Source organism: Sphingobium sp. DC-2, assembly GCF_000722555.1.
In the GTDB taxonomy this organism is placed as follows: domain Bacteria; phylum Pseudomonadota; class Alphaproteobacteria; order Sphingomonadales; family Sphingomonadaceae; genus Sphingobium; species Sphingobium quisquiliarum.
Genome location: NZ_JNAC01000122.1, coordinates 86,679 through 112,394 on the forward strand (window position 1 = coordinate 86,679; position 25,716 = coordinate 112,394).

The following is a 25,716-nucleotide window of genomic DNA, read 5'->3' on the forward strand; positions in this document are numbered from 1 at the left end:
GAACGGCTCAAGAGGTTTCAAGTGGAAATTCGCGAATTCAGCGAAGCACTTCGCAAGCATCTCCGCCCTTGAAACGGGTGCGGGCGAATACAACATTAAGCCCGCGGACCGGGCCCCTCTGTCGACGGCGTTACGCCATCGTCATGTCGGACCGCATCGAGTGCGCTCGGTGCAGGATCGCGGGCTCCCACGTGGAGCCGGCCGAGTGCCTCATTGACATTGGAGCAATGGAGTGAGGCATGAACAGAATTTTCGAACCGAATACCTATCGGCCTTTCCCGTCGGCCCGGGCCACAACCACGGCCGTCTATGATGAAGGCCTACGCCGGCACATGCTCGGCGTCTATCGCAACATGGCGCTCGGCCTCGGCATTACGGCGCTGGTGGCATTCCTCGTCGCCAGCGTGCCGGCGCTGTACCAGCCAATCTTCGGCACGCCGCTTAAGTGGGTCGCGATCTTCGCGCCGCTGGCATTTGTCATGTTCTTCTCGTTCAGGGTCGAGCGCATGACGACAGGACAGGCGCGAACGGCGTTCTTCGCCTTTGCTGCGGTCATGGGCGTGTCGATGGCCAGTATCTTCCTGGTGTTCACGGGCACCAGCATTGCCCTGGCCTTCTTCAGCGCCGCGGCCGTGTTCGCCGCCATGAGCCTGTGGGGCTATACGACCAACGTCGACCTGTCGCGCTGGTCCACCTTCCTGATGGTTGGCCTGATCGGCGTCGTGATCGCGAGCATCGTCAACCTGTTCGTCGGCTCCTCGACGCTGCAGCTCGTTTTCTCGATTGTCGGCGTGCTCGTGTTCACCGGCCTGACGGCCTGGGACACGCAGCGCCTGAAGAGCGAATATCTGGCTTATGCCGGGTCGGAGCGAGCCGAAAAGCTGGCCGTGATGGGCGCGCTTTCGCTTTACCTGAACCTGGTGAACCTGTTCCAGCTGCTGCTCAGCCTATTCGGGCAGCGGGAGGAATGATAGGCTAAGACGAATCCATACAACCTTGCGCAGCGCCGACGTTCTGCCGCTTGGCGCTGCAATGTACAATCAGTGCTGGTGTCGATGGGCGTAAGTAGCTCGTGCAGGCGTCCCGACGTTGGTGCGTCTCGTCCGGGTTGCCGGAGACCATATCGACCGAAGTTAATTTTCTAGGGCTCGCATGGCGTCCATTACGACCGGATCCGCGAGGCCCTGCATTTCGACAAGCCGCCCGCTTTCCCTCACCAGACCGTGCCTACGCAAGCGCCGGCAAGCTGCTCGCTGGTATGGAGGCCAAGTTTGTCGAAATAGCCGTTCACGACGGCGGAGGTCTGCGTAGCCTTCGTGATGATCAGGCGGGCCTTTGCTCGCTGCGGGCAATACTCTGCATTGATCGAGTAGGAGCCAAGCCCCGCCGGCTCGCGCTCGCGTCCTCGGGCCATAGCGATGCAGTTGGCCAGCGGCATTGCGCCAAGCTGGCACGGCTTGAACAGGACGTTGTCCGGGTATCGGTAGCGTAGTTGCGTTAGCCCTAAAGCTTCTTAATGTGCGGGTTTGAGTGCTCGGCCAAGCCGAACCCGAGGTGAATATTGCGCCCCCCAGAGCCATGCGATCAGAGACGGTACCCACCGCGGCTTCGACCAGAGGAGCGGAAAGGAGCTTTCACGGGTGTCGCCTACTGGCTGGCGCCCCCCCCACGCCTGTGTCTGCTGGAGAAAGGGCGATGAAGCAAGCGAACACGGACGATGCGGCGTTCCGCAAGGTCGGAGCGGAAGCCGCCAGCAGCGTTTTCACCCGGTACGCTTTGCGGCTGCAACCGGATCCATCGCGGACCGTGCTGCGCCCCTTTCTGCCGGGCTATCCGCCCCCGTTCGAAGAACTGATGTCGCGTCCGAAACGCATTTTCGAGCGGATAGCTGCCCTCGATGAAATCGGGTCCCGTACGCTCCATCGTCAGGTGGTGGCGACAATGCGTGAGCGTCATCGCGACGTCGATGCCTTCTTTGCTGCTCAATTCGACGCAGCCCGATCTCAGTTCAACCTTCCAGCGCTCGATACGGAGCGAGCGGAACTGGTCGGTGCGTTCCTCAGCCAGGAGTATGCCTTCGAATCCGCGGCGCTGTTCAACCCGAGCGTCGTCCTGCATCCCGACCAGTCCGGGGTGAAGGCCGGAGCAGTGAGGTTGATCTTCTCGCTTCGCGGTATCGGCGAGGGCCATGTCTCGTCCGCTACCTTTCGCGTGGGCACCTGGTGCCCGGGTGGCGATCTCTCCATCGAGCCGCCGGTAGGGCATGGCATTGCACCGCGGATCGAGAGTGAGGACGGAGATGTCGTTCGCTTCTCCTGGCCTGATCTCACGGACGCTTCCGAGCCGGTGCTATTTCCTGTTACGGCCAGCCAGCGTCAGGGGATCGAGGACTTACGCCTCACACGGTTCCTCGAGGAGGATGGCACGGTCGAATACTACGCCACCTACACAGCCTTCAGTGGATCGAACGCGCGTTCGGAGATGCTGCGCGCCGCCACCTTCTCCTGTTTCGAGTTGCGGCCATTGAGTGGGATGTTTGCTCTCAACAAGGGCATGGCTCTGTTTCCGAGGCGGGTCGACGGGCGTTATATGATGCTGGCTCGGGCGGACAACGAGAGCATCTGGCTGTTGCGTTCTGACCATCTTTACCGCTGGGATGAAGGGCAGCGTGTCGTGTATCCACGATTCGAATGGGAGTTCGTTCAAATGGGCAATTGTGGCCCGCCGATCGAACTGGACGAGGGATGGCTGGTCTTGACGCATGGGGTCGGACCGGTACGTAGCTATTCCATCGGCGCCGTGCTGCTGGACAAGAAGGATCCCGCCCGCGTGCTCGCGCGGACACCAAAGCCGTTGCTGACGCCAAGCCCGCAGGAACGCGGCGGCTACGTTCCCAACGTGGTCTACAGTTGCGGCAGCTTGGTCCACGACGGCATGCTGCTGCTACCATATGCGGTTGCGGACCAATATACCGCCTTTGCGAGCGCGCCGATCTCCGATATCTTGTCCAATCTTCGATGATGGGAGCGCGCAACTGCGGATTGTAGGTTCGCGGACTGCCCCTTCCGTCGTCTTTGTACGATGGCCATCGACCCCCCCCCCACCGCCGAGGGAGCCAGCTTCGGCCGATCCGTTTCGGGTCGGGTGCACCAGAATCTCGTGCCTCCTTGTTCTATTCTTGCCCTCTTTGCCGGAACGATGGCACCGAAGTGGTATGGAACCAGCAAACCGCCGCAAGCAGGCTCGCCGACTGCCGCCGCGCAGCCGCAAGGGTGGACGGCCGACGCAGGAAGTCGCCGCACAGCTACTGGAGCATATTCTCGACGTCGCGCTGCAGGAGTTTATCCGCTACGGCCCAGATGGCACGAGCATGGAACGGGTGGCGGCGGCGGCGAATGTGTCGAAGCGCACACTCTACGGGCGCTTCGCGTCCAAGGACAACCTCGTTCTAGCAGCCGCCGACCGAGGCATGGCGAGACTGGCCCGACCGATCCTGAATACCGTACCGAAGGGATCGGTTCGGGAGCGGATACTTCACGTGACGCGGCAGATCCTGGACGTTTCTCTCACCGAATCTGTGCTCGGGCTGGAGACGCTGGCCGACTGGATCATCGATCGCGGACGGCATAAGGACGCCGATCCAGCTCTTTTAGGAATCGATGCTGGAATGAAGATTCTCGAATCGATCCTGACCGAGGAGGTGGAAGAGCTGGAGGAACGTGCCTTCCTGGCAAAGCATCTCTACTACGCACTCGTCACGATCCCGCGAATGCGGATCCTGCGACTGGGCGATCTTGCCGACACGCCGATCAGCAAGGACGAGTATGCGCGGCGGACACTGTCCCTGCTGTCGCGCGGCATAGCTGCCCTCGCGGACTGAGGGCTGTCGCGATCAGGCCTCACTCGCAACAGGGCTTGCCTCACCCACGCAACGTTCGTAAATGTAGACTCCTGAGTACCGTAAGGGCGGGGCTTTGCTGGCGTGGGATGCGGAGGACCACTTCTGGTCACATCATCAGAAAACGGAGCCGCGGCATCCGCTACCCATAACTCCGACCTTAGAGCGGTTCGGCCGTCGCATAATGCGGACGACCGCGTAGCAGGGCGATATTCCGTCCCGCCGGCTCGTGTATGAGCATTGCCGACTACAAAATCAGCAATGAGACAGCGCGGCTCAGCGGAGATTGGACCACCGCCACTCTCGGCGTCATTCCGTGCCGAATAGAGCAAGAGCATTGTCTGGCTTCGCGGCTTGATCTTTCCGGTCTCGGCCGGATCGACACCGCGGGTGCATATGCGGCGCTTCGACTCCTGACGCGCGATGCGCGTGTCCATTTCGATGGGGGAAGCCGCGATGATTTTCTACGCCTCGCAGCACTGATAGGCGATGCCGAACCTGGGCGGGATCCCCTGAGGCGACGCCCGCGATCCATGCGCTGGGTGTTCGATGCGATCGGCTTTGGCGTCGCGCAAGCTGCGAGCGAACTTTGGAAAGGGCAGATATTCGTTGGCCGCATGACCGTGGCTCTCGTTCGTGTCGCGATCCATCCCGGTCGCCTGCGCCTGGTGCCCGTCCTTGCGACGTTGGAGCACGCCGGCCTCGGCGCCATACCGATCGTCCTTTTCCTCAACTTCTTCGTGGGTGCTGTTCTGGCGCTGGTCTGTTCGACCATGCTGCAGATGCTCAGCGCCAATGCCTATGTCGTCGAACTCGTCGGTATCGGCGTGCTGCGCGAGTTCGGAGCTTTGTTCGCCGCCATCGTATTCGCCGGACGCTCGGCGTCGGCCTTTGCGGCGCAGATCGGCGCAATGCGGATGAATCAGGAAGTCGATGCAATGCAGGTGATGGGCATCGAGCGCTACGAGGCGCTCGTCGTGCCGCGCATATTGGCGGCGGTGATCGCGCTACCCATACTCACCTTCGTCGGCGATCTCGGGGGGCTGGCCGGCGGTATGCTGGTCGCATGGCCGTTGATGGGGATCGACCCCGACTTCTTTCTTGAGCGGCTCGTCGACATGGTCGGCACTAAGCATTTCTGGCTCGGCATGGCCAAGGCGCCCTATTTCGCGCTTGTCGTTGCCGCAACCGGATGTCGGCACGGCCTCGATGTAGGCGGTGACGTCGAAAGCCTCGGCGCTCGTGTCACGACCGCTGTGGTGCAATCGATCTTCCTCATCATCATGTTCGACGCGATCTTCGCGCTCCTCTATTGGCAGCTCGGCCTGTGAGCGAGGATGGGCCCGCCATTCGCGTCAGCGGCCTCCGCACGGCTTTCGGCGACAAGGTGATCCACGACGGCGTGGATCTGGAGGTGAGACGCGGCGAGATTCTGGGACTGATCGGCGGGTCGGGGAGCGGCAAATCGGTACTGCTCCACACCATTCTTGGCCTCAATCGACCGGCGGCCGGCCGGATCGAACTGCTCGGCCGTGACCTGGCAGAGGCCGGGCACAGCGGGATTGCCCAGCGCATCGGCATGCTTTTCCAGAATGGCGCGTTGTTTTCGTCGCTGACGGTTCAGGAGAATGTGGAAACGCCTTTCCTGGAGCATCTGGAGTTACCCTATCCGTTCGTGCGTGATCTGGCTGCGCTCAAGATCAGGCTTGCGGGGCTGAACGACGATGCCGGCCCGAAACGGCCTTCGGCGCTCTCGGGGGGCATGCGGCGGCGCGCAGGATTGGCCCGCGCGATCGCGCTCGATCCGGAGATCCTGTTTCTGGACGAACCCACCGCGGGGCTCGATCCGATTTCTGCCGCGGCTTTCGATGAGCTGATTCTCAAGCTGCACGAGGCGCTGGGTCTGACCGTTCTGATGATCACCCATGATCTTGACGCCCTCTATGCGGTGACAGACCGGGTTGCGGTGCTGGCCGATCAGAAGGTCGTGGCCGTCGCCCCCGTCGCCGAACTCGAGCGTTCCGAGCATCCCTGGATCAAAGAATATCTCGGCGGACCGCGGGGACGCGCGGCACGGAAAGGCGTTCATTGATGGAGCGTCATGCGAACTATTTCCTGATCGGCATCCTCACGACCCTGCTGGTGATTGGCGGGCTGGTGTTCGTCGTCTGGCTGGGTGGATCGGGCGTCAGCCGCGAGACCGACGATTACCAGGTGCTGTTCCAAGGACCCGTTCGTGGCCTCGGCGAGGGCGGCGACGTCCAGTTCAACGGAATAAAGGTAGGCGAGATCAAGCGCGTCCGCCTGGCGCCTGGAGACAGCAGCAAGATCCTGGTCGACATTCGCGTCGGCCACGACACTCCGGTCCGCGACGATTCGCTTGCCAGCACCGAGCTTCAGGGCATTTCCGGCGTCAACGCGCTGCAAATCAGTGCCGGCACGCCAACACGTCCGCTGCTTAAGACGGTATCGAAGGACGATCCTCCGCTGATCAGGAGCAAGCCGCGGGCATCGGCTTCGATCATGGATGGCGGGGGGCAGGTGCTCGAGCGGATCAACAATCTGCTCTCGGACAGGAACATCGACAATATCACCGCCGTCATTGCCGATTTACGTGCGACATCCGGCAAGCTCGCCCAGAATCGCCATACATTCGATCGCGCAGCCTCTGCGGTCGCCAAGCTCGATCGTTCGATGGACGATGTGCAGGTCGCCGTCGCGAACATCCGCGGAATCGTAAACGGCGATGGCCGTCGCACTTTCGCCAACGCCGCCGATGCCATGGAAGAGCTGAAGGTGACGATTGCCGAAGCGCGCGGCGCGGTTGCCGATATCTCGAATTCAGCCGGCAAGGTCGGCAGCGATACGCTTCCCGCGGCCGGCGCCGCGATGCACTCGCTGGAGGATGCAGCGGATGAACTCAAGGAGGTGATCCGCCAGATCAGACAGGATCCGCGCGCCACGCTCACGCGCGGGAGCGGCAAGGAAAGGAAAGTTGAGCCATGACAGCACGCCGTCTTCATTGGCTCCTGCTTCCAGCGCTCGCACTCGTCCTGTCCGGCTGCGTGGGCGGCTTGCTCGGCGGAGGCAAGCCTGATCGGCTATATCGGTTCGGCGCATCTCAAACCGCCCTCGAAGCGCCTGGACCAGTCGCGGGACCCCTATATCGCGTTCGTCTTCCCACACCGACCTTCCCGGCGGAGGTGGCAGACCAGCGCATTCTCACGGTGGAACAGGCTCAGGCGTCCTATATCAAGGGCGCTCGCTGGGTGAGCGCGGCGCCGATGCTGTATGGCGCTGCACTGGCAGCGGCGCTGCGCAGGCAAGAAGCCGGGATCGAAATCGTCGATAAGCGCCGCCCTGATGCCGATCATCTGCTGTATGTACGGATCCAGCGTTTCGAGGCGCGCTACGACAAGGGTGCGAAGGAGCCTCCTGTGATTCAAGTCGAGGGGGAAGCATCGCTCTTCGATAAAGATGGGAAACAGGTCGCCGCCTGGCTTCTGGCGGATCAGGAACCGGCTGTCGAAAATCGGATGGGCGCGATTGTTGCTGCTTTCGATCGCGCGGTCGCGCGCCAATCGGCGGTGTTGGCAAGGTGGGCGGTCACTGCGCTGAAGTGCTCAGAACGTTGCGGTTGAGCCCGGAGCGTATAGGGGCATGGTCGACGTTGACACGCGGATGCGAGAGCTTGAACATCGGTTCAGGAACATTCTCACTATCGCTCGATCCCTCGTGAGCCAGAGCTTGCGGTCCGCCAAGTCACTCGATGAAGCCAGGGCAACGATCGACCAACGGTTGGAGGCGCTTGGCGGCGCAACCGAGCAGCTTCTTCGCCACGATTGGAAAGCTGCACCGCTAAGGGAGGTGGCGCAGAATGCACTCGCTCATTTCACTCTCTACAAGGACAAGGTGAGGTTCGATGGCCCGCTAGTGGCAGTCGGCCCGCATGCTGCAATGACGCTGACACTCGCGTTCCACGAGTTGATGACCAACGCGATCAAATATGGGGCGCTGTCTAGCATGGCCGGTGCGATCGATCTGACCTGGAAGGAGATCGGCTCGGACGACCGTGCCGAGGTGTGGCTCCGCTGGCTTGAACACGGCGGTCCCCCCGTCGTGAAACCCGAGCGAGAGGGCTTCGGAACCCGGCTAACATGTACGGCAACCGGCCGCAGCTTGCAGGGTGCGGCCCAGTTAGACTTTGAGCCGTCGGGGGTCGTGTGGACCCTGCGCGCGCCACTCGCTGCCATTCATCTCTAGAAAGGGCGGAGGTCAGTAGCGGAGCGGGCTCGCGAAGTTGTTGGGTTAAACCGGCTCCACAGCTAGGCAACGGGTAAGTGTATCGGGACAATTATCGTCCGCGGGCACAAAACCTGTGCGACGAAATCACAGCATCGGCATGGCGTGAGCCCGGGCTGGAGACTTTAGAGCCTAGGATGCTTCTTTCGCAGGTGTCCTGGTCGTGCAAGCGCGCCGGGCGCACAGTGCCTCGCATCGCCGATCACTTCAACCAGCGCATTCGTGTCCGCCTCAACTGTCCTCTGAGTACCGGCTTTCGCTCCCGTGTGCCCAAGACCGTGTTGCCGGTGCTCTAAGCCAAATGAGCGTTCACCCACTGGCTGCTCGCATTCGTCTCATAACCGATCATCGCCAAGTTCCTAGCGCTTGGGGCGGCGAGATCCCTTGAACGTCGGGGAACATGGGAACAACGGAACAACAGGCTGTGGTCGGGGAACGTTGAAACAGCTGTCCCAGCTCTGACTCGCGCGCATCCATCAACTGGCAGGGCGCCGAAGAGGGACGGGTGTACGGGAGCCACTTTTCGTTGCCTTAGGCGCAGCGTTTCGCACCCACCACGGCGAGCATTTCCAGCTAGGTCCAAGTTGGGGCAGCCCTTAGGGGCGGTAGTGTAGCCAAACTGACCGTGAGCGTGATCGCAAGTCCGGCTAAGCGACTCTGTAAGGCTGCGGGGAGGGTGAGGCTGCTGACCTGTTGAAAGTTTGCCTTCTTGATCGTTTTGCTTCGCTTCCGCTCCAATGCCACATCAAGGCTGGGTTCCGAAGTCTAGTCCAGAACCGGTGTCGTTCGCAGGATCGAGCGAGTAGCACGATGCCAACGAGATCACGAGCGCAGCGCCAGTTTGCGATAGGAAGTTCCCCTCCGTACGAGCGGCACTTCACCGGACCAGGGCTACTCCGATACGGAAACGCGTCATTCGGCGATTGTAATCAAGCAGGTTCTCACCGTAGCCGATGAAGCTCTGGCCGAACAGGTATACCGCCGGCAAGCCTTCATATATCCGTGGTAGCGGGTAGGAGAGATCGGCGCTCAGAGCGCCCTTGCCGCTGCCGAAGTTGAACCGGGTCGAGGTCGACAGGCGGAGCCCGTCATCCTCCCCGATCTCCACGGAAAGGCCGGTGTTTCCCCGATAACGCCGGATGTCGGGATTGTCCGACAGGTCGCCTACGAAAGCTGAGAGGCGGGGCGCGACCACCAGACGATAAGCTCCGCCGAGCGGGATCGCCGCCGCCGGCGCCACATAGATCGCGTTGAGGCTGCGCGACGCTTCCCCGTCACGACCGTTGGATTCGTGGGCAATGCCTGCTTGCAGGCTGAGGGACGTGCCGTTCGCCAGTGTCGCCGAGGGGGTGAGATAGAAGAGCTCCGGCTGAAAGTCGATGTTGCGAAACGGAGATGACTCCGCGCCTAGATCCCAGAACATTCGCTGAGTGTAGCCGAAATGCAGACCCTCCTGCGCGTCGCCCGGCGACGATGCACTCGTCACGCCCAACAGCCGGTACTTGAAACTGATCTGAAGGCGTGCCTCGCTGTTGGTACCTGGCCCATAGACGGCATAGATGGGTTGGTAGGCGCCGAGGTTGCGGAGGAACGGATTGCCGGCCGAGCGATCGGCGGGTGCCGACGCGGCGAGAGGCCGGGGAATGTCGCGCTCCGCAGGCATAGATTCGGGCGCGGTCTCGCCGGCGGACGGCAGCGGTGGAGTCCGATCTGCAAGCACGACCTGCTGAACCGTCAAGGCCGGCACGGACAATGTGCTGCCGTCTAGCGACGACGTTATGGCACCGCGCAACCGGTAGCGGGCACGTGCGAAGCCGCCGCCCGGCACCGTGGTATTGGCCGGCGTTGCCGCGTCGCGTTCCAGCCATACGCTGTGCTCCGTAACCCGATCGCTCAGCCGAGCCGCGACCCGATCGGTCAGATGAATCGTCGCCGGGTTTGCTCCATCGTTGAGCAGGCGCAGGTCGACGACCACCGATCCGTCCGCCTCACGCCGGCCCGCGTCGACGATGACGATCTCGACCGGCTCGGCTGCGGTTGCCGCACTGACGGACCGGGCGGCAAGGCCTGTGAGCAGCGCCAGGGAGATCACGGCGTTCATGCGAGAAGATGCTGCCCGCTGTCGACCGGGATGACTGTGCCGGTGATCCGCCGAGCCGCATCGCTCACCAGAAAGGCGGCCAGAGCCCCAACATCCGCGATGTCGACCAGTTCGCGGGTTGGCACCAGAGATGCGGCTCGTTCGAGCAACTCGTCGAAGCGGTCGATGCCGCTGGCCGCACGTGTGGCGATCGGGCCCGGCGAAATAGCATGCACACGGATGTTCCTGGGGCCGAGTTCCGCAGCGATATAGCGGGTAGCACTTTCAAGTGCCGCCTTCACCGGCCCCATCAGGTTATAATGCGCCACCACCCGCTCGGAGCCGTAGAAGGTGACGCATAGCAGGCAGCCGCCATCGTTCATCAGCGGCTCAGCCAGCTTCGCCATGCGCAAAAAGCTGTGACAGGAGACGTCCATCGCGAGGGCGAAGCCCTCAGCCGAGCAGTCGACGACGCGGCCATGCAACTCCTCGCGCGGGGCGAAGGCGATGGAGTGGAGCAGGAAATCGAGCCCGCCCCACTCGGTTCGCACGCGATCGAACAGCGCTTCGGTTTGTCCAGGGACCCGCACATCGCACGGCGCCGTCCATTCGACGCCAAGGCGATCCGCGACGGGCTCCACCCACCTTTCCGCCTTGTCGTTGAGGTAAGTGGCGGCCAGCCGTGCACCGCAATGAGCAAAGGCTTCGGCGCAGCCTGCGGCAATGCTATTCTGGTTCGCGATGCCGACGATCAGGCCGCGCTTTCCTTCCAGGTCCACGAGGGGCCTCACGCGGCTTCTCCGATCAGGGAGAGGGTATGGAGGGCGATCATCAGTTCCTCGTCGGTTGGAACGATGCGAACGGTGACGGCGCTCGACGGAAGGCTGATGCGCGGGGCATCGGATGCGTTTGCGATCTCGTCGATCTCAGTACCGAGCCATGCCAGGCGCTGGCATATGCGGCTGCGGACCTCGGCGTGGTTCTCGCCGATGCCGGCGGTGAAGACGAAGCCATCGATGCCGCCGAGCGATGAGGCAAGCGCGCCGGCTTCACGCGCGACCCGCCAGGCGAACAGGTCGATGGCCTCTTCCGCCTCGGGCGAGCCATCAGCAGACAGCGTGCGCATGTCGCTCGAGATGCCGGACACGCCGAGCAGGCCCGAACGGTGATATAGCAGGTCTTCGACAGCGGCTGCGTCCATGTCCATCTGCATCAGCAGGTGGAGGACGACGCCCGGATCCAGGTTACCGCAACGCGTACCCATCATAAGCCCGTCGAGGGCAGTGAAGCCCATGGTCGTATCGACACTCTTGCCGCCGTGCATCGCGCACAGGCTTGCGCCGTTACCTAGGTGCGCGACGATCGTCCGACCGCTCGCAAGCACGGGATCCACCTCCGCCAGGCGCCGCGCGACATACTCGTAGGACAGACCATGGAAGCCGTAGCGGCGAATGCCCTGATCGTGCAACGCCCGGGGGATGGCGAAACGCGTCGCCAGCGTGGGCATGTCGTGGTGGAAGGCGGTATCGAAGCACGCGACCTGCTTCAGCTTGGGGGCGAGCCGCCAGAGGGCGCGGATTGCGGCAAGGTTGTGCGGCTGGTGCAGCGGCGCGAGCGGACACAGCCGGTCGAGTGCGTCGAGCAGTGTCTCGTCCACCAGATGCGGCGCGGCAAACGCGATGCCGCCATGAACGACCCGGTGGCCGACCGCGCTCACCTGTGATGCGTCGGGGTGGACGTCGCCGTTGAACAAATCCTCAAGAAGGTCGTCATGGGTCAGATCCCGGCCGTCGGGCCATTCGCGCTCATGGAGTAGCTCGCCTCCCGCATCATGTGCCACTAGCCGGGGTGCGATGCCGATCTTCTCGATCTTGCCGCGGGACAGCAGCGCGGGCTCCGCTACGCCGTCGGCAGTGTACAGCGCGAACTTGATGCTGGACGAACCCGCGTTCAGGCTTGCGACGGCGGTCATGCCGTGTGGCTTTGGCGAAGGCCCGGAGCTGCCTTGGTTCCGGCCCGCGCCAGCAGCACGGCCACGGCGCAGGAGGCGAGCCGCGTGCGCAGGCTGTCGGAGCGGCTGGTGAGGATGATCGGCACCCGCGCGCCCAGCACCACGCCGGCCCCGTCAGCGCTTCCCAGGAAGGTCAGTTGCTTGGCCAGCATGTTGCCCGCCTCAATGTTGGGCACGACCAATATCTCGGCCTTGCCCGCGACCGGGGACACGATGCCCTTTTCCGCAGCGGCGCCGGCATCGATGGCATTGTCGAAGGCGAGGGGGCCGTCGAGGACACCGCCGGTGATCTGGCCGCGATCCGCCATCTTGCACAGCGCCGCCGCATCGAGGGTTGAGGGCATGTCTGGATTGACCGTCTCGACTGCTGCCAGGATTGCAACCTTTGGTTCTTCCATGCCGATGACATGGCCAAGGTCGATGGCGTTGCGGATGATGTCCGCCTTCTCCTGAAGCGTCGGCGCGATGTTGATCGCGGCGTCGGTAATGATGAGCGGCGTGGGGTGGCCGGGCACGTCCATGATGTAGGCATGGCTGATCCGTCGTTCGGTCCGGAGCCCTGATCCCTTGGTGACGACCGCGCCCATCAATTCATCGGTGTGAAGAGACCCCTTCATCAGCAGCCGGGCTTCCCCCGCATGGACAAGCGCCACCGACTTCGCAGCGGCGTCGTGGCTGTGATCGGAGGGGACCAGGCGATAGGGGGCGATGTCCTTGCCCGCCGCCTCGGCGGCGTTGCGGATGCGCTGTACCGGCCCGACGAGGATCGGCACGATCAGCCCGGCCTCGGCGGCCTCGATCGCGGCGATCAGCGCCGCTTCGCTGCACGGATGGGCGACTGCCGTCGGCACCGGATCGCCACCGGACGTGGCGTCGATCAGGCGGCGATAATTGTCGTGATCCTTGATGCGGACCTCGGGAAGCGGCGATCGAGGACGACGCACCTTCTCGCGCGGTGCCTTCACCTCGGCACGGCCGGTGATGACCTCCTCGCCAGCCTGATTGACGCAGCGGCAGTCGAGCACGACCACTCCGTGCTCGGGCCGCTTCTCGACGACTTCGACCGTGGCGGTGATCGTGTCGCCGATCCCGACGGGGCGAGTGAAGCGCAGCGACTGGCTGAGGTAGATGGCGCCGGGCCCCGGCAACTCGGTGCCGAGTACGGCCGAGATCAGCCCGCCGCCCCACATCCCATGCGCGATGACCCGTTGGAAGATGTCGTTCGCGGCATATTCCTCGTCCAGGTGCGCTGGGTTCACGTCGCCGGAAACGAGCGCGAACAACTTGATGTCGTCCTCGCTGAGCGTGCGCGTCACGCTCGCTGTGTCTCCCGGCTGGAGCTCGTCGAACGTTCGGTTCTCGATCATTTCGACCACAAGATCACCTTTCGAGGACGTGAAGGCCAGGCGGAGATCGCCCGCAGCCGGGAACCGTTGTCCCCTGCATCTCCTGCGCAGCGATCCGCGACCGTTCGCGGTCTCGCCAACGTGGCTGCCCAGCCACTCTCCCCAACCGAGGGACGGCACCCTCACCGGCGGCGGCGGGCTCCAGCCCGTCCTTCGAACTGAAGAGCTTGCAAGGCCGCTCATGCGTCTCTTTTCCGGGCAACTGCGCCTCAACATCACGCCTGTCGGACAGATGGATTGACAGCACTTCAGGTGGACAGGCCGGTTCCGCTGGATCAGGCCGGGCATGAAGCCGGTTGGCGCTGACCGGGCGCTTGCTGGCGGCGGTTGCCATGGCATTACCCCTGCCGCCGGCAGGGTATCGCCGAGGCAACAGCCCGTCGCCCCCGGTTCAGGGTTGAAGCGGGACCACTTGTTCGCTCTTCCAGCGGTGTCGTCACGATGATCCTCCGCGGCACAGCACAGTGCCACCGCCATGAATATGCGAGTTACGGTACTTTGCAGTCTACATACATAGGCCTCAGCATCGCTTGCAAGCCCGATTGCGAATGCGCGTGAAAGTCGACCGACTGTCACTCGGCTAGAAAGGGTATGCCGTGCGAGAGCAGGGAGAGGGTGCGCTCCGCGTACCTGCCCTTGCATTCGGGCGTGTCGGAGAGATCGCCCAGCCGCAGGATCCGCATCCGCGGAATCGTGACGAGCGCATCATAGACATGCCGTGCCATGAACGCGCGTTCTTCCGGATCCTCGACCACCTCCGTCAGGATCGCCTCCAGCATCTTTACGCCCGCGTCATATCCGAGCGGCGAGGCATCGGCGTCCTTGTGCAGCCCGTTGTCCACAATCCATTCGATCAGCGTCTCAAGCCCGAGCACATACTCGGTCAGCGACACGTCCAGAATACAGCGCGTCACGTACAGAATCTTCTTGCGAACCGATCCCTGTGGTTCCCCATCGGCTATCGGTTTGGCGAGCTTGGCGAGACCATGATTTGTAGTCGCGAGCACGAGACCGTTTTTGGATTTGAAGCGTCCGTATAACGTTCGCTTCGAGACCTTCGCCGCAACCGCCACCCGCTCCATGCTGACGCCGTCGACACCGAACGCGACGAACTCGGCGAAAGCCGTTTCCAGGATATGCTCGCCAAGATGAGCTGCGACATCTTGCGTCGGTCGCCCCCCTTGGGGCTGCGCGGAAGGAGGATGCCGCGCTTGACTGGTGTGGTCGAAGTCATCTGCCGGTGCGTGCCACCTGCGTCGTGGAACGAACAGGAAAATCGATCACCGGCAGGAAGAACGAAACCCTACCGTTTACATATTGCACATGCGAAGGTAGGTGAAAGAGGTCGAAGACGCCACGGTCGTTGGTGCCAGGGCGCGAATGTAACAGGGAAGGCACGATGGCTGCGGACAGGCGGTTTGCAAGCGCAGCGGGCGGACCGCGCTGCTGCCTGGTCCTTGCAGGAGTGGGCGCGCTCTCCCTCACGGCCTGTAGTTTTGCCCCGCGGTATGAGCGGCCGGAGATGCCAGTGCCGGCCCAGTTCGTCCCCGAGGTTTCCGATGCCGCGACCATCGCCGCGCTCGGCTGGCGCGAGTTCTTCCGCGAGCCCGAGCTCCAAAAGCTGATCGACGAAGCGCTTGTCCACAACCGGGACGTGCACATCGCGGCCGCTCGCGTAGCGGAGGCACGGGCGAGCTGGCGGATCGAAGGCGCGGCGCTCTACCCGCAACTCGACGCGGTGGGCACGGGAACGCGCGGCCGCTCGATCTTCAACCTGCCGGGCGTCGGCACCCAGACCATCGACCTGCGGCAGTGGAGCGCCCAGCTCAACGCCGGCTGGGAGGTCGATTTCTGGGGGCGCCTGCGCAACTTACGCGATGCGGCGCGCGAACAGTATCTGGCGAGCGAGGAAGCGCGCCGCGCGGTGGCCACCGATCTCGTCGCGCAGGTCGCCAACGGCTATCTGCTGGAACGCGAATATGAGGAGCGGGCCGCGCTCGCCCGCCGGACGATCGAGACCCGGCGCGAGGCGCTGCGTATCGCGCGCCGGCGTTTCGAGGTGGGATCTGGCTCCAAGCTGGACATGAGCCAGGCGCAGCTGCTGCTCGGACAGTCGGAGACGGCGCTGCATACCATCGAGCAGGATCGGGGGGTCAACCGCAACGCGCTGGCGCTGCTTGTCGGGCGGCCGGTCGAGATCGGACCGGGGACGCTGCGGTTGGCGGAACAGGGGCCGGCGATGACGCTGCCGCCGGGACTGCCGTCGAACCTCCTCATCCACCGTCCGGATATCGTTGCGGCCGAATACCGGCTGCGGGCGGCGAATGCCAATATTGGTGCCGCGCGCGCGGCCTTCCTGCCCAACATCAACCTGTCCGGCGCCTATGGCACGGCCAGCGATGCGCTGGACAAGCTGTTTGCCGACGGCACGGAGGCGTGGACCTTCACGCCTACCATTACCCTGCCGCTGTTCAACGCTGGCAGGCTTGCTGCTAACCTCGACGTGGCGGAAGCGCGGCGTGATATCGCCGTCGCCGAGTATGAGCAGACAATCCAGCGCGCATTTCGCGACGTGTCGGACGCGCTCGTCCGGCGGCGCCAGATCGGCTTGCAGATCGAAAGCACCCGCTCGATGCTGGAAGCGCTTGCCGAGCGTGCGCGCCTGGCCGAGTTGCGGGTGCAGAATGGCCGCGCGGCATCGATCGAGGTTCTCGACGCGCAGCGCGACCTGTTCGACACCGAGCAGGCACTGATCCAGCTGCGCCGCGCCGAGTTGGCGAGCGTGGTCGCACTCTATTCCGCCCTGGGCGGCGGCTTTCCCGCCAGCACGATCTATCGCGAGGACCCGGCACGATGAAGATGCCCGACAGGAAATGGCTCGTCCGCGGCGGGGTCGTGCTTGCCGCGGTCGCGGTTGCCCTCCTTCTCTGGACGTTGCTCAAGCCGTCCGATCTGCCGGAGGGCATCGAGGGCGGGAATGGAAGGATCGAGGCGACGGAGATTGACGTCTCGGCAAAGACTCCCGGCCGCATCCGGGACATCCTGGTGGAGGAAGGCTCGTTCGTGAAAGCGGGGCAGGTCGTCGCGCGCATTGACACCGATGTGCTGGAAGCGCAGCGCTCTGAAGCGGTCGCGCAACTCGCCCAGGCCACCGCCTCAGTCGAGACGGCCCAGACCCAGGTCGCGCAGCGCCAGAGCGAACGCGCCGCCGCGCTCGCAGCAGTGCGCCAGCGCGAGGCCGAACTGAACGCAGCCCGGCGGCGGTTCCGTCGCTCAGAGACGCTTGCCCGCGAAGGCGCCACGCCCGCGCAGGAGCGCGACGACGATCAGGCGCAGGTGGAAGGTGCGACGGCTGCGGTTGAGGCCGCGCGCGCCCAACTTGCTGCTGTGGATGCCACCATCGCCACCGCGCGCAGCCAGGTCGTCGGCGCTCGCTCCAACGTCGATGCCGCCCGCGCGACGATCGAGCGGATCGAGGCCGACATCCGCGACAGCGCATTGCGCGCGCCGCGCGGTGGCCGCGTCCAGTTCCGCGTGGCGCAGCCCGGCGAGGTTGTCGCCGGCGGCGGACGGGTGCTCAACCTGATCGACCTGTCGGACGTCTATATGACCTTCTTCCTGCCGACGACCGCGGCGGGCCGGGTAGCGCTCGGCTCGGAGGTACGGATCGTGCTCGATGCGATGCCTGACGTGGTCATCCCCGCCAAGGTCTCGTTCGTCGCCGACGTGGCGCAGTTCACGCCCAAGACGGTGGAAACGGAGAGCGAGCGCGAGAAGCTGATGTTCCGCGTGCGTGCGCGGATCGACCCCGCGCTCCTCCAGCGCAATCTGCGCCAGGTGAAGACCGGGCTTCCCGGCATGGCCTATGTCCGCACCGATCCGAGCGTGCCATGGCCCGAGGATCTGACGCGGCCGCGGCAGCGCTGAGCGCTCCGGTGGCCGAGGACAGCGAAACGGGACAGGCTCGCCGCGACGATGTCGTCGCGCGGCTTGCCGGCGTCGGCCTGAGCTATGGCAAGACCCGCGCGCTCGACGGGATCGACCTCGACATTCCCGCCGGGCGCATGGTCGCGCTGATCGGTCCGGACGGCGTCGGCAAGTCGAGTCTCTTCTCGCTGATCGCCGGCGCGCGCGCGGTGCAGGAGGGCAGGGTGGAGGTGCTGGGAGGCGACATGGCGGAGCGGCAGCACCGAGAAACCGCCGGGCCGCGCATCGCCTACATGCCGCAGGGCCTCGGCAAGAACCTCTATCCCACGCTGTCGATCGACGAGAACCTCGCTTTCTTCGGCAGGCTGTTCGGCCAGGATGCCGAAGAGCGCGAACGGCGCATCGCCGATCTGACCGAAAGCACGGGGCTCGCTCCCTTCCGCGACCGGCCCGCCGGCAAGCTTTCCGGCGGCATGAAGCAGAAGCTGGGCCTGTGCTGCGCGCTGATCCACGATCCCGACTTCCTCCTTCTCGATGAGCCGACGACTGGCGTCGATCCGCTCTCGCGCGCGCAGTTCTGGGACTTGATCGACCGTATCCGCGCCGATCGCCCGCACATGAGCGTGCTGGTCGCCACCGCCTACATGGAGGAGGCGGCGCGCTTTGACTGGCTGGTGGCGATGGATGCCGGCAAGGTACTCGCCACCGGAACGCCCGACGAGCTTTACGAGCGCACGGGCAAGGACAATCTGGAGGAAGCGTTCATCGCCCTCCTGCCGGAAGAGCTGCGGCGCGGACACGAGCCGGTTACGATCCCGGAGCGCGCCGATGCCGAGGGCGAGGTGGCGATCGAGGCCAAGGGCCTCACCATGCGCTTCGGCGACTTCACGGCCGTCGACCATGTCGATTTCCGGATCGAGCGCGGCGAGATCTTCGGCTTCCTCGGCTCCAACGGCTGCGGCAAGTCGACGACGATGAAGATGCTGACCGGGCTGCTCAAGGCCAGCGAAGGTGAGGCTTGGCTGTTCGGCCAGGCGGTCGAGGACGACGACATGGCGACGCGGCACCGCGTCGGCTATATGAGCCAGGCATTCTCGCTCTATTCCGAACTGACCGTCCGGCAGAACCTGGAACTGCACGCGAAGCTGTTCAGCGTGCCCGAAGACGAGGCGCCCGCCCGAATCGACGAGATGGCAGAGCGCTTCGGCCTCACCGGCATCATGGACGCGTTGCCCGACGCGCTGCCGCTCGGCCAGCGCCAGCGGCTCAGCCTTGCCGTGGCCATGGTCCACAAGCCCGAGATGCTGATCCTCGACGAGCCGACATCGGGCGTCGATCCGATCGCGCGCGACCAGTTCTGGCAGATGATGATCGACCTGTCGCGAAACGACCGGGTGACGATCTTCGTCTCCACCCATTTCATGAACGAGGCGGAACGCTGCGATCGCATCTCGCTGATGCATGCCGGCAAGGTGCTGGTCAGCGACACGCCGCGCGCGATCGCCGAGAATAAGGGCGACGGCAGCCTGGAACAGGCGTTCATCGCCTACCTGCGCGAAGCATCGGGCGAAGACGAAAACGCCACTGATGCGTCCTCTCCGCAGGCGCCGGAAGGCGAGGAAGCGCAGGAGGACACCTCGGGCTTCTTCAGCATCCGCCGCATGATGGCGTATGCCCGGCTCGAGGCGCTGCAACTGCGGCGCGATCCGATCCGGGCGACGCTGGCACTGGTCGGCAGCGTGCTGCTCATGTTCATCATGGGCTTCGGCATCAGCATGGACGCGGAGGATCTGCCCTTCGCCGTGCTCGACCGCGACGGGACCACCGTCAGCGAGAATTACGTTCTGAACCTGTCGGGGTCGCGTTACTTCATCGAGCGGCCACCGATCACCGACTACGGCCAGCTCGACAGGCGCATGCGCGAGGGCGAGCTCAGCTTCGCGATCGAGCTCCCGCCCGGGTTCGGCCGCGACGTGCGGCGCGGCAGGCCGGTGAAGATCGGCGTCTGGCTGGATGGCGCGATGCCGCAGCGGGCGGAAACCGTGCGCGGCTATGTGCAGGCGATGCATGCGCAGTGGATGACCGAGATGGCCGCGGCCGAGATGGGCCAGCAACAGACCGCGGGTCTCGTCGATATCGAGCTGCGCTACCGCTACAATCCGGATGTCGAGAGCCTGGTGGCGATCGTGCCGGCGGTGATCCCGATCCTGTTGCTGATGTTCCCGGCGATCCTGACCGCGCTTAGCGTCGTTCGGGAAAAGGAGCTGGGCTCGATCATCAACTTCTACGTCTCGCCGATCGGGCGGTTCGAGTTCCTGCTCGGCAAGCAGCTTCCCTATGCGGCGCTGGCGATGGTCAACTACGTGCTGCTCGTCGTCATGGCGGTCACGATCTTCGCGGTGCCCCTGACGGGCAACATCCTGGTGATGACGATCGCCGCACTTTTCTATGTGCTGTTCTCGACCGGCATGGGCCTGTTCATCTCCACCTTCATGAAGAGCCAAGTCGCCGCGCTGTTCGCTACCGCCATGGGGACCATCCTGCCGGCCGTGCAGTTCGCTGGCCTGACCAACCCCGTCTCCTCGCTTGAGGGCATGGGCGCGGTGATCGGGGAGGTGTTCCCGGCGGCGCACTTCGTCACCATCTGCCGGGGCGTCTTCTCGAAGGGCCTGGGCTTCGCCGATCTCGGCCAGCCGTTGCTGATCCTGATCGCCGCCTACCCGGTCATCATGGCGTTGTGCGCCCTGCTGCTGAAGAAGCAGGAGACCTGACGATGCGCGCTGCCGCCAACGTCCTCTGGCTCGGCATCAAGGAGCTGCGCAGCCTGCTGCGCGATCCGATCATGCTGGTGCTGATCGTCTATTCCTGCACGCTGGGCGTCTACACCGGCGCCTCGTCCCAGCCGGAGACGCTCTCCAAGGCGCCGATTGCGATCGTCGACGAGGACCAGTCGCCGCTGTCGGCGCGTATCGCGGGCGCCTTCTACGAGCCCTATTTCCTGCCGCCCCAGCAGATCGGCCTCAACGAAGTGGACGAGGGGCTGGACGAAGGGCGGTTCACCTTTGCGCTGAACATCCCGCTGAATTTCCAGCGCGACGTGCTGGCCGGCCGCGCGCCCGCCATCCAGCTCAACGTCGACGCGACCCGCATGAGCCAGGCCTTCAGCGGCGGGGGCTATGTGCAGCAGATCGTCCAGACGGAGGTGGCCGAATTCGTCGCCGGCAATCGCGACACGCCCGAGCAACCCGTGGAAGTGGAGGTGCGCGCGCGCTTCAATCCGACGCTCTCACCGGCGTGGTTCGGCTCGATCATGCAACTGGTCAACAACCTCACCATGCTTGCGATCATCTTGGCTGGGGCGGCGCTGATCCGGGAGCGCGAGCATGGAACCATCGAGCATCTGCTGGTGATGCCGGTGACCCCATTCGAGATCATGGCCAGCAAGATCTGGGCAATGGGGCTTGTGGTGCTCGCCGGGTGCGCATTCGCGCTCACGGTGGTCGTGCAGGGCGTTCTGCGGGTTCCGATCGAGGGATCGGTGCTGCTGTTCCTGGCCGGCGCGGCGCTGCACCTGTTCGCGGCGACATCGCTTGGCATTTTCCTCGCCACCATGGCGCGGTCCATGCCGCAGTTCGGGCTGCTTTTGATGCTGGTGCTGCTGCCCCTCCAGATGCTGTCGGGCGGCACGACCCCGCGCGAGAGCATGCCCGAGTTCGTGCAGAACATCATGCTGGTCGCGCCGACCACGCACTTCATCGCGATGGCGCAGGCCATTCTCTATCGCGGCGCGGGCTTCGGCGTCGTGTGGCCGCAATTCCTCGCACTGGTGATCATCGGCGGAGCCTTTTTCGTCATCGCCCTTACTCGGTTCCGCAAGACGATAAGCGCGATGGCCTGAGCGGGTTCAGCCGCCGCCGGAAGCCGGGCACGAAACGGCTTGTTGGAGGAAAGCAGACATGAACGATCCGGACATCGCCTCCTCGCCGAACCAAGCCGCGGCCGCCACTCCGGCGCAGGATAGAGGTTGGGCCTGGGGGGCTCGCTTATGCCGTCCTGGTGATGCTGATCGGGCTGGCCGCGCTTCTGAACCCGCTCGCCGCGGGTCTCGCGACCAGCTTGCTGCTGGACTGGGGGCTTCTTGCCCATGGCGTGGTGGCGATCGTGGGGGGAGGCGGGCCGAGGAGCCGTCAATGGATAGAGGTGCTGCGCGGCCTCGTCGCGTTCCTCTTTGGCATCCTCGTGCTGTTCGACCCGTTGGCGGGCGCCATGTCGCTCGCTTGGGCGCTGAGCTTCTGGCTGGTCGTGTGTGCTATGGTCCAGATTATCGATGCGGTGCGCAGCGCCCAGGATCGCACTTGGAAACTGCTGATGGCTGCGGTCGACCTGCTGCTTGGCAGCTTCTTGCTGTTCAGCGGACCATCGGAGGCGCTCGCCTTCCTAGCGCTGGCAGTCGGCATAAGCTTCCTGTTCCGCGGCACCTACCTGATCGCTATGGCGCTCGCCTGGCGCGAGCGGCCTCGGACCTGAGGCCATCCTGAGTCGCGGCTCGGCAAGCGGATGACTTGGGTGCAGTATCTCGGCGTCGGGCTGCTTCTGCTATGCGTCGCGGTGATCTCGCTCCGGCTGCTCTACCCGCTGCCGCCGCTCGATCCCCGCAGTTCGTCGCGTCACCTCTCGGATACGGAAGACACGCCGCTCGGAGCCGGTGTCGCCGCCCTGCGCAGAGGGCATCCGCGCCTCTCGGGCGTGCACATCCTCACCGAAGGGCGCGAGGCCTTCGCCGCGCGCGTCTTGCTGGCGCGTGCCGCTACCCGCACGCTCGACGTGCAATATTACATTTGGCACCCGGATCTATCCGGCACGCTGATGCTGGAGGCGATGCTGGCTGCGGCGGAACGGGGCGTGCGCGTACGCATGCTGCTGGACGACAATGGCGTTGCCGGGCTCGATGGGGACCTGGCAGCCCTTGCCCGCCACCCGAATGTCGAGATCCGGCTGTTCAATCCGTTCGTGATCCGCCGTCCCAAGGCGCTCGGCTACCTGGCCGATTTCGGCCGGCTCAACCGCCGCATGCACAACAAGAGCTTCACGGCCGACAACCAGGCGACCATCATTGGCGGCCGCAACATCGGCGACGAATATTTCGCCGCACGCGACCAGGGCCTGTTCTCCGACCTCGACGTGCTGGCGGTCGGCCCGGTGGTGGACGAGGTTTCGCAGGACTTTGACCGATACTGGGCCAGTGACTCGGCCTATCCCGCCGAGCGCATTCTGGCGGCGATCCCCACCGCCGAGCCGGATGCGATCCACCGGCGTGCTTCCCTGCTGGAGCGCGATCCGGCCGCGCGCGCCTATCTGGAGGCGGTCCGAGCACTTCCGTTCGTCGAACAGATTCTTGCCGGTTCGCTGCCGTTCGAATGGTCAGCGATCCGCATGGTCAGCGACGACCCCGCCAAGGGCCTCGGCCGGGCGGGCGACGACAAGCTGCTGGTCCACGTGCTTCAGGATGCGGTCGGTACGCCGACGCGGGAACTGCGCCTTGTGTCGGGCTATTTCGTGCCGACAGCGGCCGGGGTGGACGTCTTTGGCGGACTCGCTCGCGAAGGACGCGATGTCGCGATCTTCACCAATGCTTTCGAAGCCACCGACGTGTGGATCGTGCATGCAGGCTACGCGCATCGCCGCCGTGCGCTGCTGGAGCAGGGCGTGCGCCTGTTCGAAATGCGGGGTGAACGCGCAAGCGAAGGGCGGCGCAAGCTGATCACCACCGGCTCCGGCAGCGGATCGAGGGGGAAGGACGGCCCGGTGCTGCGTTCCGCCGGGTCCACGTTGCATTCCAAGACCTTTGCGGTCGACCGCACCCGCTTGTTCATCGGCTCGTTCAACTTCGATCCCCGGTCGATGCATCTGAATACCGAACTCGGCTTCCTGATCGACAGCCCCACGATGGCGGCAGCCGTCGCGAGAGCATTCGACGACGCCATTCCCATGCGAGCCTATGAGGTCGTGATCGGCGAGGATGGCCACTTGCGCTGGATCGAACGCGGAGATGTTGGCCGGATCGTGCACGAAGTCGAACCGGGCACGACCCGCTGGCAGCGCGGGGGGCTATGGCTTCTCTCCAAGCTCCCCATCGAATGGTTACTTTAGATGCTCACCAGCCTCGCCGCGAGCGCCGGTACGAGTACCGATCTCCAGAGGTCGGGCCCGGCTTCGCGACACACGTTCGTGTGGCGGCACTGGCGGTTCGTCCGCGAGAGTTATCCAGCAATGTGCCGCCACCATCGGCGCCGGAATGCCGGGGCGCTCTGCACCGCGCTCGCCGGAGACCTTTATCGCTCAGAGCGGCGCGTCCTCCGGCAACGACAATCATCGCCGACAGTCGACGCACAGGAGTGCGCGGCATCATGAGTCCCCACCAATGATGGAAAGCCTAAAATGACCCGATACCTTCAGGCCGCCGTTGCGCTCGCCATGACCCTCGCGCCATCGGTTGCGGGTGCACAGGATATTGCCGACCCGGCACGCGAACAGGTCCGACAAAGCGCTGATCGATTCATCGTCGGTGTCGGCGTTGCCGCTACGCCCGCGCGTCAAGGCGGGGACGATTACCGTGTTCTACCGATTCCCATGATCGACATCGTATCAGGTCCGTTCTTCGTCAATCTGCGTAACGGCGTAGGGGTCAAGGTCATCGACACGCCTGGTTTCGCAATCGGCGGAAGCGTGACGATCATGCCGGGCTACCGCCGCCAGGACGTGCCGGAAGGCATCGACCGCTACCGGGTCGGAGCCGGCGGACGCCTGTTCGCCACCGTGAACGCCGGCGGGGCGCTGTTGTCCGTGGGCGGCACCCAGGGCTTTGCGGGCAGCACGAAAGGCACCATTGCCGACGTCAGCGTGTCCTATCCCGTGGTCGCGTCGGAACGCCTGGTCGTGATCCCGGCGCTCGTCGCCACATGGGCGAACAAGAAGCACAACGACCGCTATTTCGGCATCAGCAGCAGGGAGTCCGTGGCTTCGGGGTTGCCCGAATACCGGCTCGGTAGCGGGTTCAAGGACGTGTCGATCGGGATAACTGCCAACTACCGGCTTACGGACCGTATCAACCTGTCAGCTTCTGGCGGCGTCACGAGGCTGGTTGGAGATGCGAAGGACAGTCCGCTGGTCGAGAAAAAGACGCAACCGACCGGCTTCCTTGCACTGAGTTATCTGATCGGGCGGTGAGGGAGACATGCTTGCAGAGAAGACTGGAGCCGCTGTGTGTTGTGATGGCCGATTGAGTAGCCTGCTAGCATGGGCCCATGCCTAGGCGGCGTGGACAAATTTGAGCCAGTATCTGGCGGTTGCAAGATGGACCATGCCGAGGAAGCTGCTGGCTAGTTGGTCGTAGCGGGTAGCGACAGCGCGGTTGATCTTGAGGTGGCCGAACATGCGCTCGATGCGGTTGCGCTGCTTGTAGAGGACCCGGTCATACTCGATCTTCACCCGGCGGTTTGAGCGGCCGGGGATGACCGGCTCGATGTTCCGCTTCGCAAGGTCGGCACGGATCGCATCGGCATCGTAGCCCTTGTCAGCGAGCAGGGCATCGGGCGTGCGCTCCGGCAGGACGATGAGGGCGTCATATGCCTTGCAATCTGCCGCCTCGCCGCCGGTCAAGTGGAAGGCGAGCGGTCGTCCAAGGGCATCGGCCAGGCAGTGAAGCTTACTGGTGAACCCGCCCCGCGAGCGGCCAAGAGCGCATCGATGAGCCCCCCTTTTCCGCCCGCTGCCGAGACGTGGGCGCGGACGGTGGTGCTGTCGATGCTGTAGTGGCCAGTGTCCGCCATGATCTCGGCCAAGGTCACCGCCACCATCTCCCAAACCCCGGCCTCGCTCCACCGGCGGAACCGGCGATAGACGGTGTTCCAGCTCCCATATCTAGGCGGCACGTCGCGCCACGGCGCACCGCACCGAAGCCGCCAGAGTATGCCGTTAATGATCGAGCGGTTCTGTTCGGGAGGTCTGCCCCGACCCCGCTTCTTGGGCTCGATCGGCAGCAGATCCTTCAGGATGCGCCATTCCGCCTCGGTTAGATCGCCTCGGCTCAAGC

At 64.4% G+C, this 25,716-nt stretch carries 23 protein-coding genes; 16 read left to right on the forward strand and 7 right to left on the reverse strand.

Features of this window, described 5'->3' with window-relative positions; genetic code table 11:
- Positions 1–239 precede the first annotated feature (239 nt).
- Complete coding sequence (locus ET21_RS0121515) at positions 240–971, forward strand: Bax inhibitor-1/YccA family protein (protein WP_030541305.1); 732 nt, start codon at positions 240–242, stop codon at positions 969–971.
- Positions 972–1,213: 242 nt separating this feature from the next.
- Here ET21_RS0121515 and ET21_RS0121520 read toward each other — a convergent pair whose 3' ends face one another.
- Positions 1,214–1,438, reverse strand: a complete 225-nt coding sequence (locus ET21_RS0121520) for a hypothetical protein (protein WP_030541306.1) — start codon at positions 1,436–1,438, stop codon at positions 1,214–1,216.
- A gap of 257 nt (positions 1,439–1,695) precedes the next feature.
- Between ET21_RS0121520 and ET21_RS0121525 the strand changes: the two genes are divergently transcribed.
- The 8 genes from ET21_RS0121525 (at position 1,696) to ET21_RS28945 (ending at position 8,496) form a co-directional block, all read left to right on the forward strand.
- Complete coding sequence (locus ET21_RS0121525; RefSeq protein WP_081856819.1) at positions 1,696–3,021, forward strand: glycoside hydrolase family 130 protein; 1,326 nt, start codon at positions 1,696–1,698, stop codon at positions 3,019–3,021.
- A 193-nt stretch (positions 3,022–3,214) separates the two neighbouring features.
- Positions 3,215–3,880, forward strand: coding sequence for a TetR/AcrR family transcriptional regulator (locus ET21_RS26770; protein ID WP_051768286.1), 666 nt, complete (start codon positions 3,215–3,217; stop codon positions 3,878–3,880).
- 251 nt (positions 3,881–4,131) lie between these two features.
- Positions 4,132–5,229, forward strand: a complete 1,098-nt coding sequence (locus ET21_RS0121535; protein WP_030541309.1) for an ABC transporter permease — start codon at positions 4,132–4,134, stop codon at positions 5,227–5,229.
- A gap of 56 nt (positions 5,230–5,285) precedes the next feature.
- The gene (locus tag ET21_RS0121540; protein WP_237751634.1) at positions 5,286–5,990 is read left to right on the forward strand and encodes an ABC transporter ATP-binding protein; all 705 of its coding nucleotides are present in this window, start codon (positions 5,286–5,288) and stop codon (positions 5,988–5,990) included.
- A complete protein-coding gene (locus tag ET21_RS0121545) occupies positions 5,990–6,904 on the forward strand; it encodes an MlaD family protein (protein WP_030541311.1) in 915 nt (304 codons plus the stop codon). The genes ET21_RS0121540 and ET21_RS0121545 overlap by 1 nt, the downstream gene beginning before the upstream one ends.
- Positions 6,901–7,539 (forward strand): ABC-type transport auxiliary lipoprotein family protein, encoded by a 639-nt coding sequence (locus tag ET21_RS0121550; protein ID WP_030541312.1) that lies wholly within the window; start codon positions 6,901–6,903, stop codon positions 7,537–7,539. The genes ET21_RS0121545 and ET21_RS0121550 overlap by 4 nt, the downstream gene beginning before the upstream one ends.
- Before the next feature lie 19 nt (positions 7,540–7,558).
- Positions 7,559–8,161 carry a sensor histidine kinase gene (locus ET21_RS0121555; protein ID WP_051768287.1) on the forward strand — a complete coding sequence of 201 codons (603 nt, stop codon included), beginning with the start codon at positions 7,559–7,561 and terminating at the stop codon, positions 8,159–8,161.
- A 77-nt stretch (positions 8,162–8,238) separates the two neighbouring features.
- Positions 8,239–8,496, forward strand: a complete 258-nt coding sequence (locus tag ET21_RS28945; protein WP_156029324.1) for an LEPR-XLL domain-containing protein — start codon at positions 8,239–8,241, stop codon at positions 8,494–8,496.
- A 581-nt stretch (positions 8,497–9,077) separates the two neighbouring features.
- Here ET21_RS28945 and ET21_RS0121560 read toward each other — a convergent pair.
- From ET21_RS0121560 to ET21_RS0121580, 5 genes are all read right to left on the reverse strand, one after another.
- Positions 9,078–10,301 (reverse strand): phospholipase A, encoded by a 1,224-nt coding sequence (locus tag ET21_RS0121560; RefSeq protein WP_030541314.1) that lies wholly within the window; start codon positions 10,299–10,301, stop codon positions 9,078–9,080.
- The gene (fabI, locus tag ET21_RS0121565) at positions 10,298–11,071 is read right to left on the reverse strand and encodes an enoyl-ACP reductase FabI (protein WP_030541315.1); all 774 of its coding nucleotides are present in this window, start codon (positions 11,069–11,071) and stop codon (positions 10,298–10,300) included. Before fabI ends, ET21_RS0121560 begins: the two co-directional genes overlap by 4 nt.
- Positions 11,068–12,252, reverse strand: coding sequence for an acetate/propionate family kinase (locus ET21_RS0121570; protein ID WP_030541316.1), 1,185 nt, complete (start codon positions 12,250–12,252; stop codon positions 11,068–11,070). The genes fabI and ET21_RS0121570 overlap by 4 nt, the downstream gene beginning before the upstream one ends.
- The gene (locus ET21_RS0121575) at positions 12,249–13,658 is read right to left on the reverse strand and encodes a bifunctional enoyl-CoA hydratase/phosphate acetyltransferase (RefSeq protein WP_030541317.1); all 1,410 of its coding nucleotides are present in this window, start codon (positions 13,656–13,658) and stop codon (positions 12,249–12,251) included. The genes ET21_RS0121570 and ET21_RS0121575 overlap by 4 nt, the downstream gene beginning before the upstream one ends.
- 611 nt (positions 13,659–14,269) lie before the next feature.
- Positions 14,270–14,974: a TetR/AcrR family transcriptional regulator gene (locus ET21_RS0121580; RefSeq protein WP_081856821.1), complete on the reverse strand. Its 705-nt coding sequence runs from the start codon at positions 14,972–14,974 to the stop codon at positions 14,270–14,272.
- Between the two features lie 122 nt (positions 14,975–15,096).
- Here ET21_RS0121580 and ET21_RS0121585 point away from each other — a divergent pair, with 122 nt between their 5' ends.
- From ET21_RS0121585 to ET21_RS0121615, 7 genes are all read left to right on the forward strand, one after another.
- Positions 15,097–16,554, forward strand: a complete 1,458-nt coding sequence (locus tag ET21_RS0121585; RefSeq protein WP_081856822.1) for an efflux transporter outer membrane subunit — start codon at positions 15,097–15,099, stop codon at positions 16,552–16,554.
- On the forward strand, positions 16,551–17,624 hold the full coding sequence (locus ET21_RS0121590) for an HlyD family secretion protein (RefSeq protein WP_030541320.1): 1,074 nt from the start codon (positions 16,551–16,553) through the stop codon (positions 17,622–17,624). The genes ET21_RS0121585 and ET21_RS0121590 overlap by 4 nt, the downstream gene beginning before the upstream one ends.
- Before the next feature lie 8 nt (positions 17,625–17,632).
- Complete coding sequence (gene rbbA / locus ET21_RS0121595; RefSeq protein WP_051768294.1) at positions 17,633–20,395, forward strand: ribosome-associated ATPase/putative transporter RbbA; 2,763 nt, start codon at positions 17,633–17,635, stop codon at positions 20,393–20,395.
- Between the two features lie 2 nt (positions 20,396–20,397).
- A complete protein-coding gene (locus tag ET21_RS0121600) occupies positions 20,398–21,522 on the forward strand; it encodes an ABC transporter permease (RefSeq protein ID WP_030541322.1) in 1,125 nt (374 codons plus the stop codon).
- 161 nt (positions 21,523–21,683) lie between these two features.
- Positions 21,684–22,151: a DUF308 domain-containing protein gene (locus ET21_RS0121605; protein WP_081856826.1), complete on the forward strand. Its 468-nt coding sequence runs from the start codon at positions 21,684–21,686 to the stop codon at positions 22,149–22,151.
- A gap of 30 nt (positions 22,152–22,181) precedes the next feature.
- Entirely contained in the window at positions 22,182–23,774 is a 1,593-nt protein-coding gene (locus tag ET21_RS0121610; RefSeq protein WP_030541324.1) for a phospholipase D family protein, read from the forward strand.
- A gap of 288 nt (positions 23,775–24,062) precedes the next feature.
- Positions 24,063–24,851: a MipA/OmpV family protein gene (locus ET21_RS0121615; protein ID WP_030541325.1), complete on the forward strand. Its 789-nt coding sequence runs from the start codon at positions 24,063–24,065 to the stop codon at positions 24,849–24,851.
- An 81-nt stretch (positions 24,852–24,932) separates the two neighbouring features.
- On the opposite strand, the gene ET21_RS27320 is transcribed toward ET21_RS0121615, so the two are convergent.
- Positions 24,933–25,714 (reverse strand): IS5 family transposase gene (locus tag ET21_RS27320; protein WP_202807154.1). Its coding sequence is split into 2 segments (ribosomal slippage): positions 24,933–25,366 and positions 25,366–25,714, totalling 783 coding nucleotides; the frame shifts between segments, so codons are not numbered across the junction.
- Between the last annotated feature and the right edge of the window lie 2 nt (positions 25,715–25,716).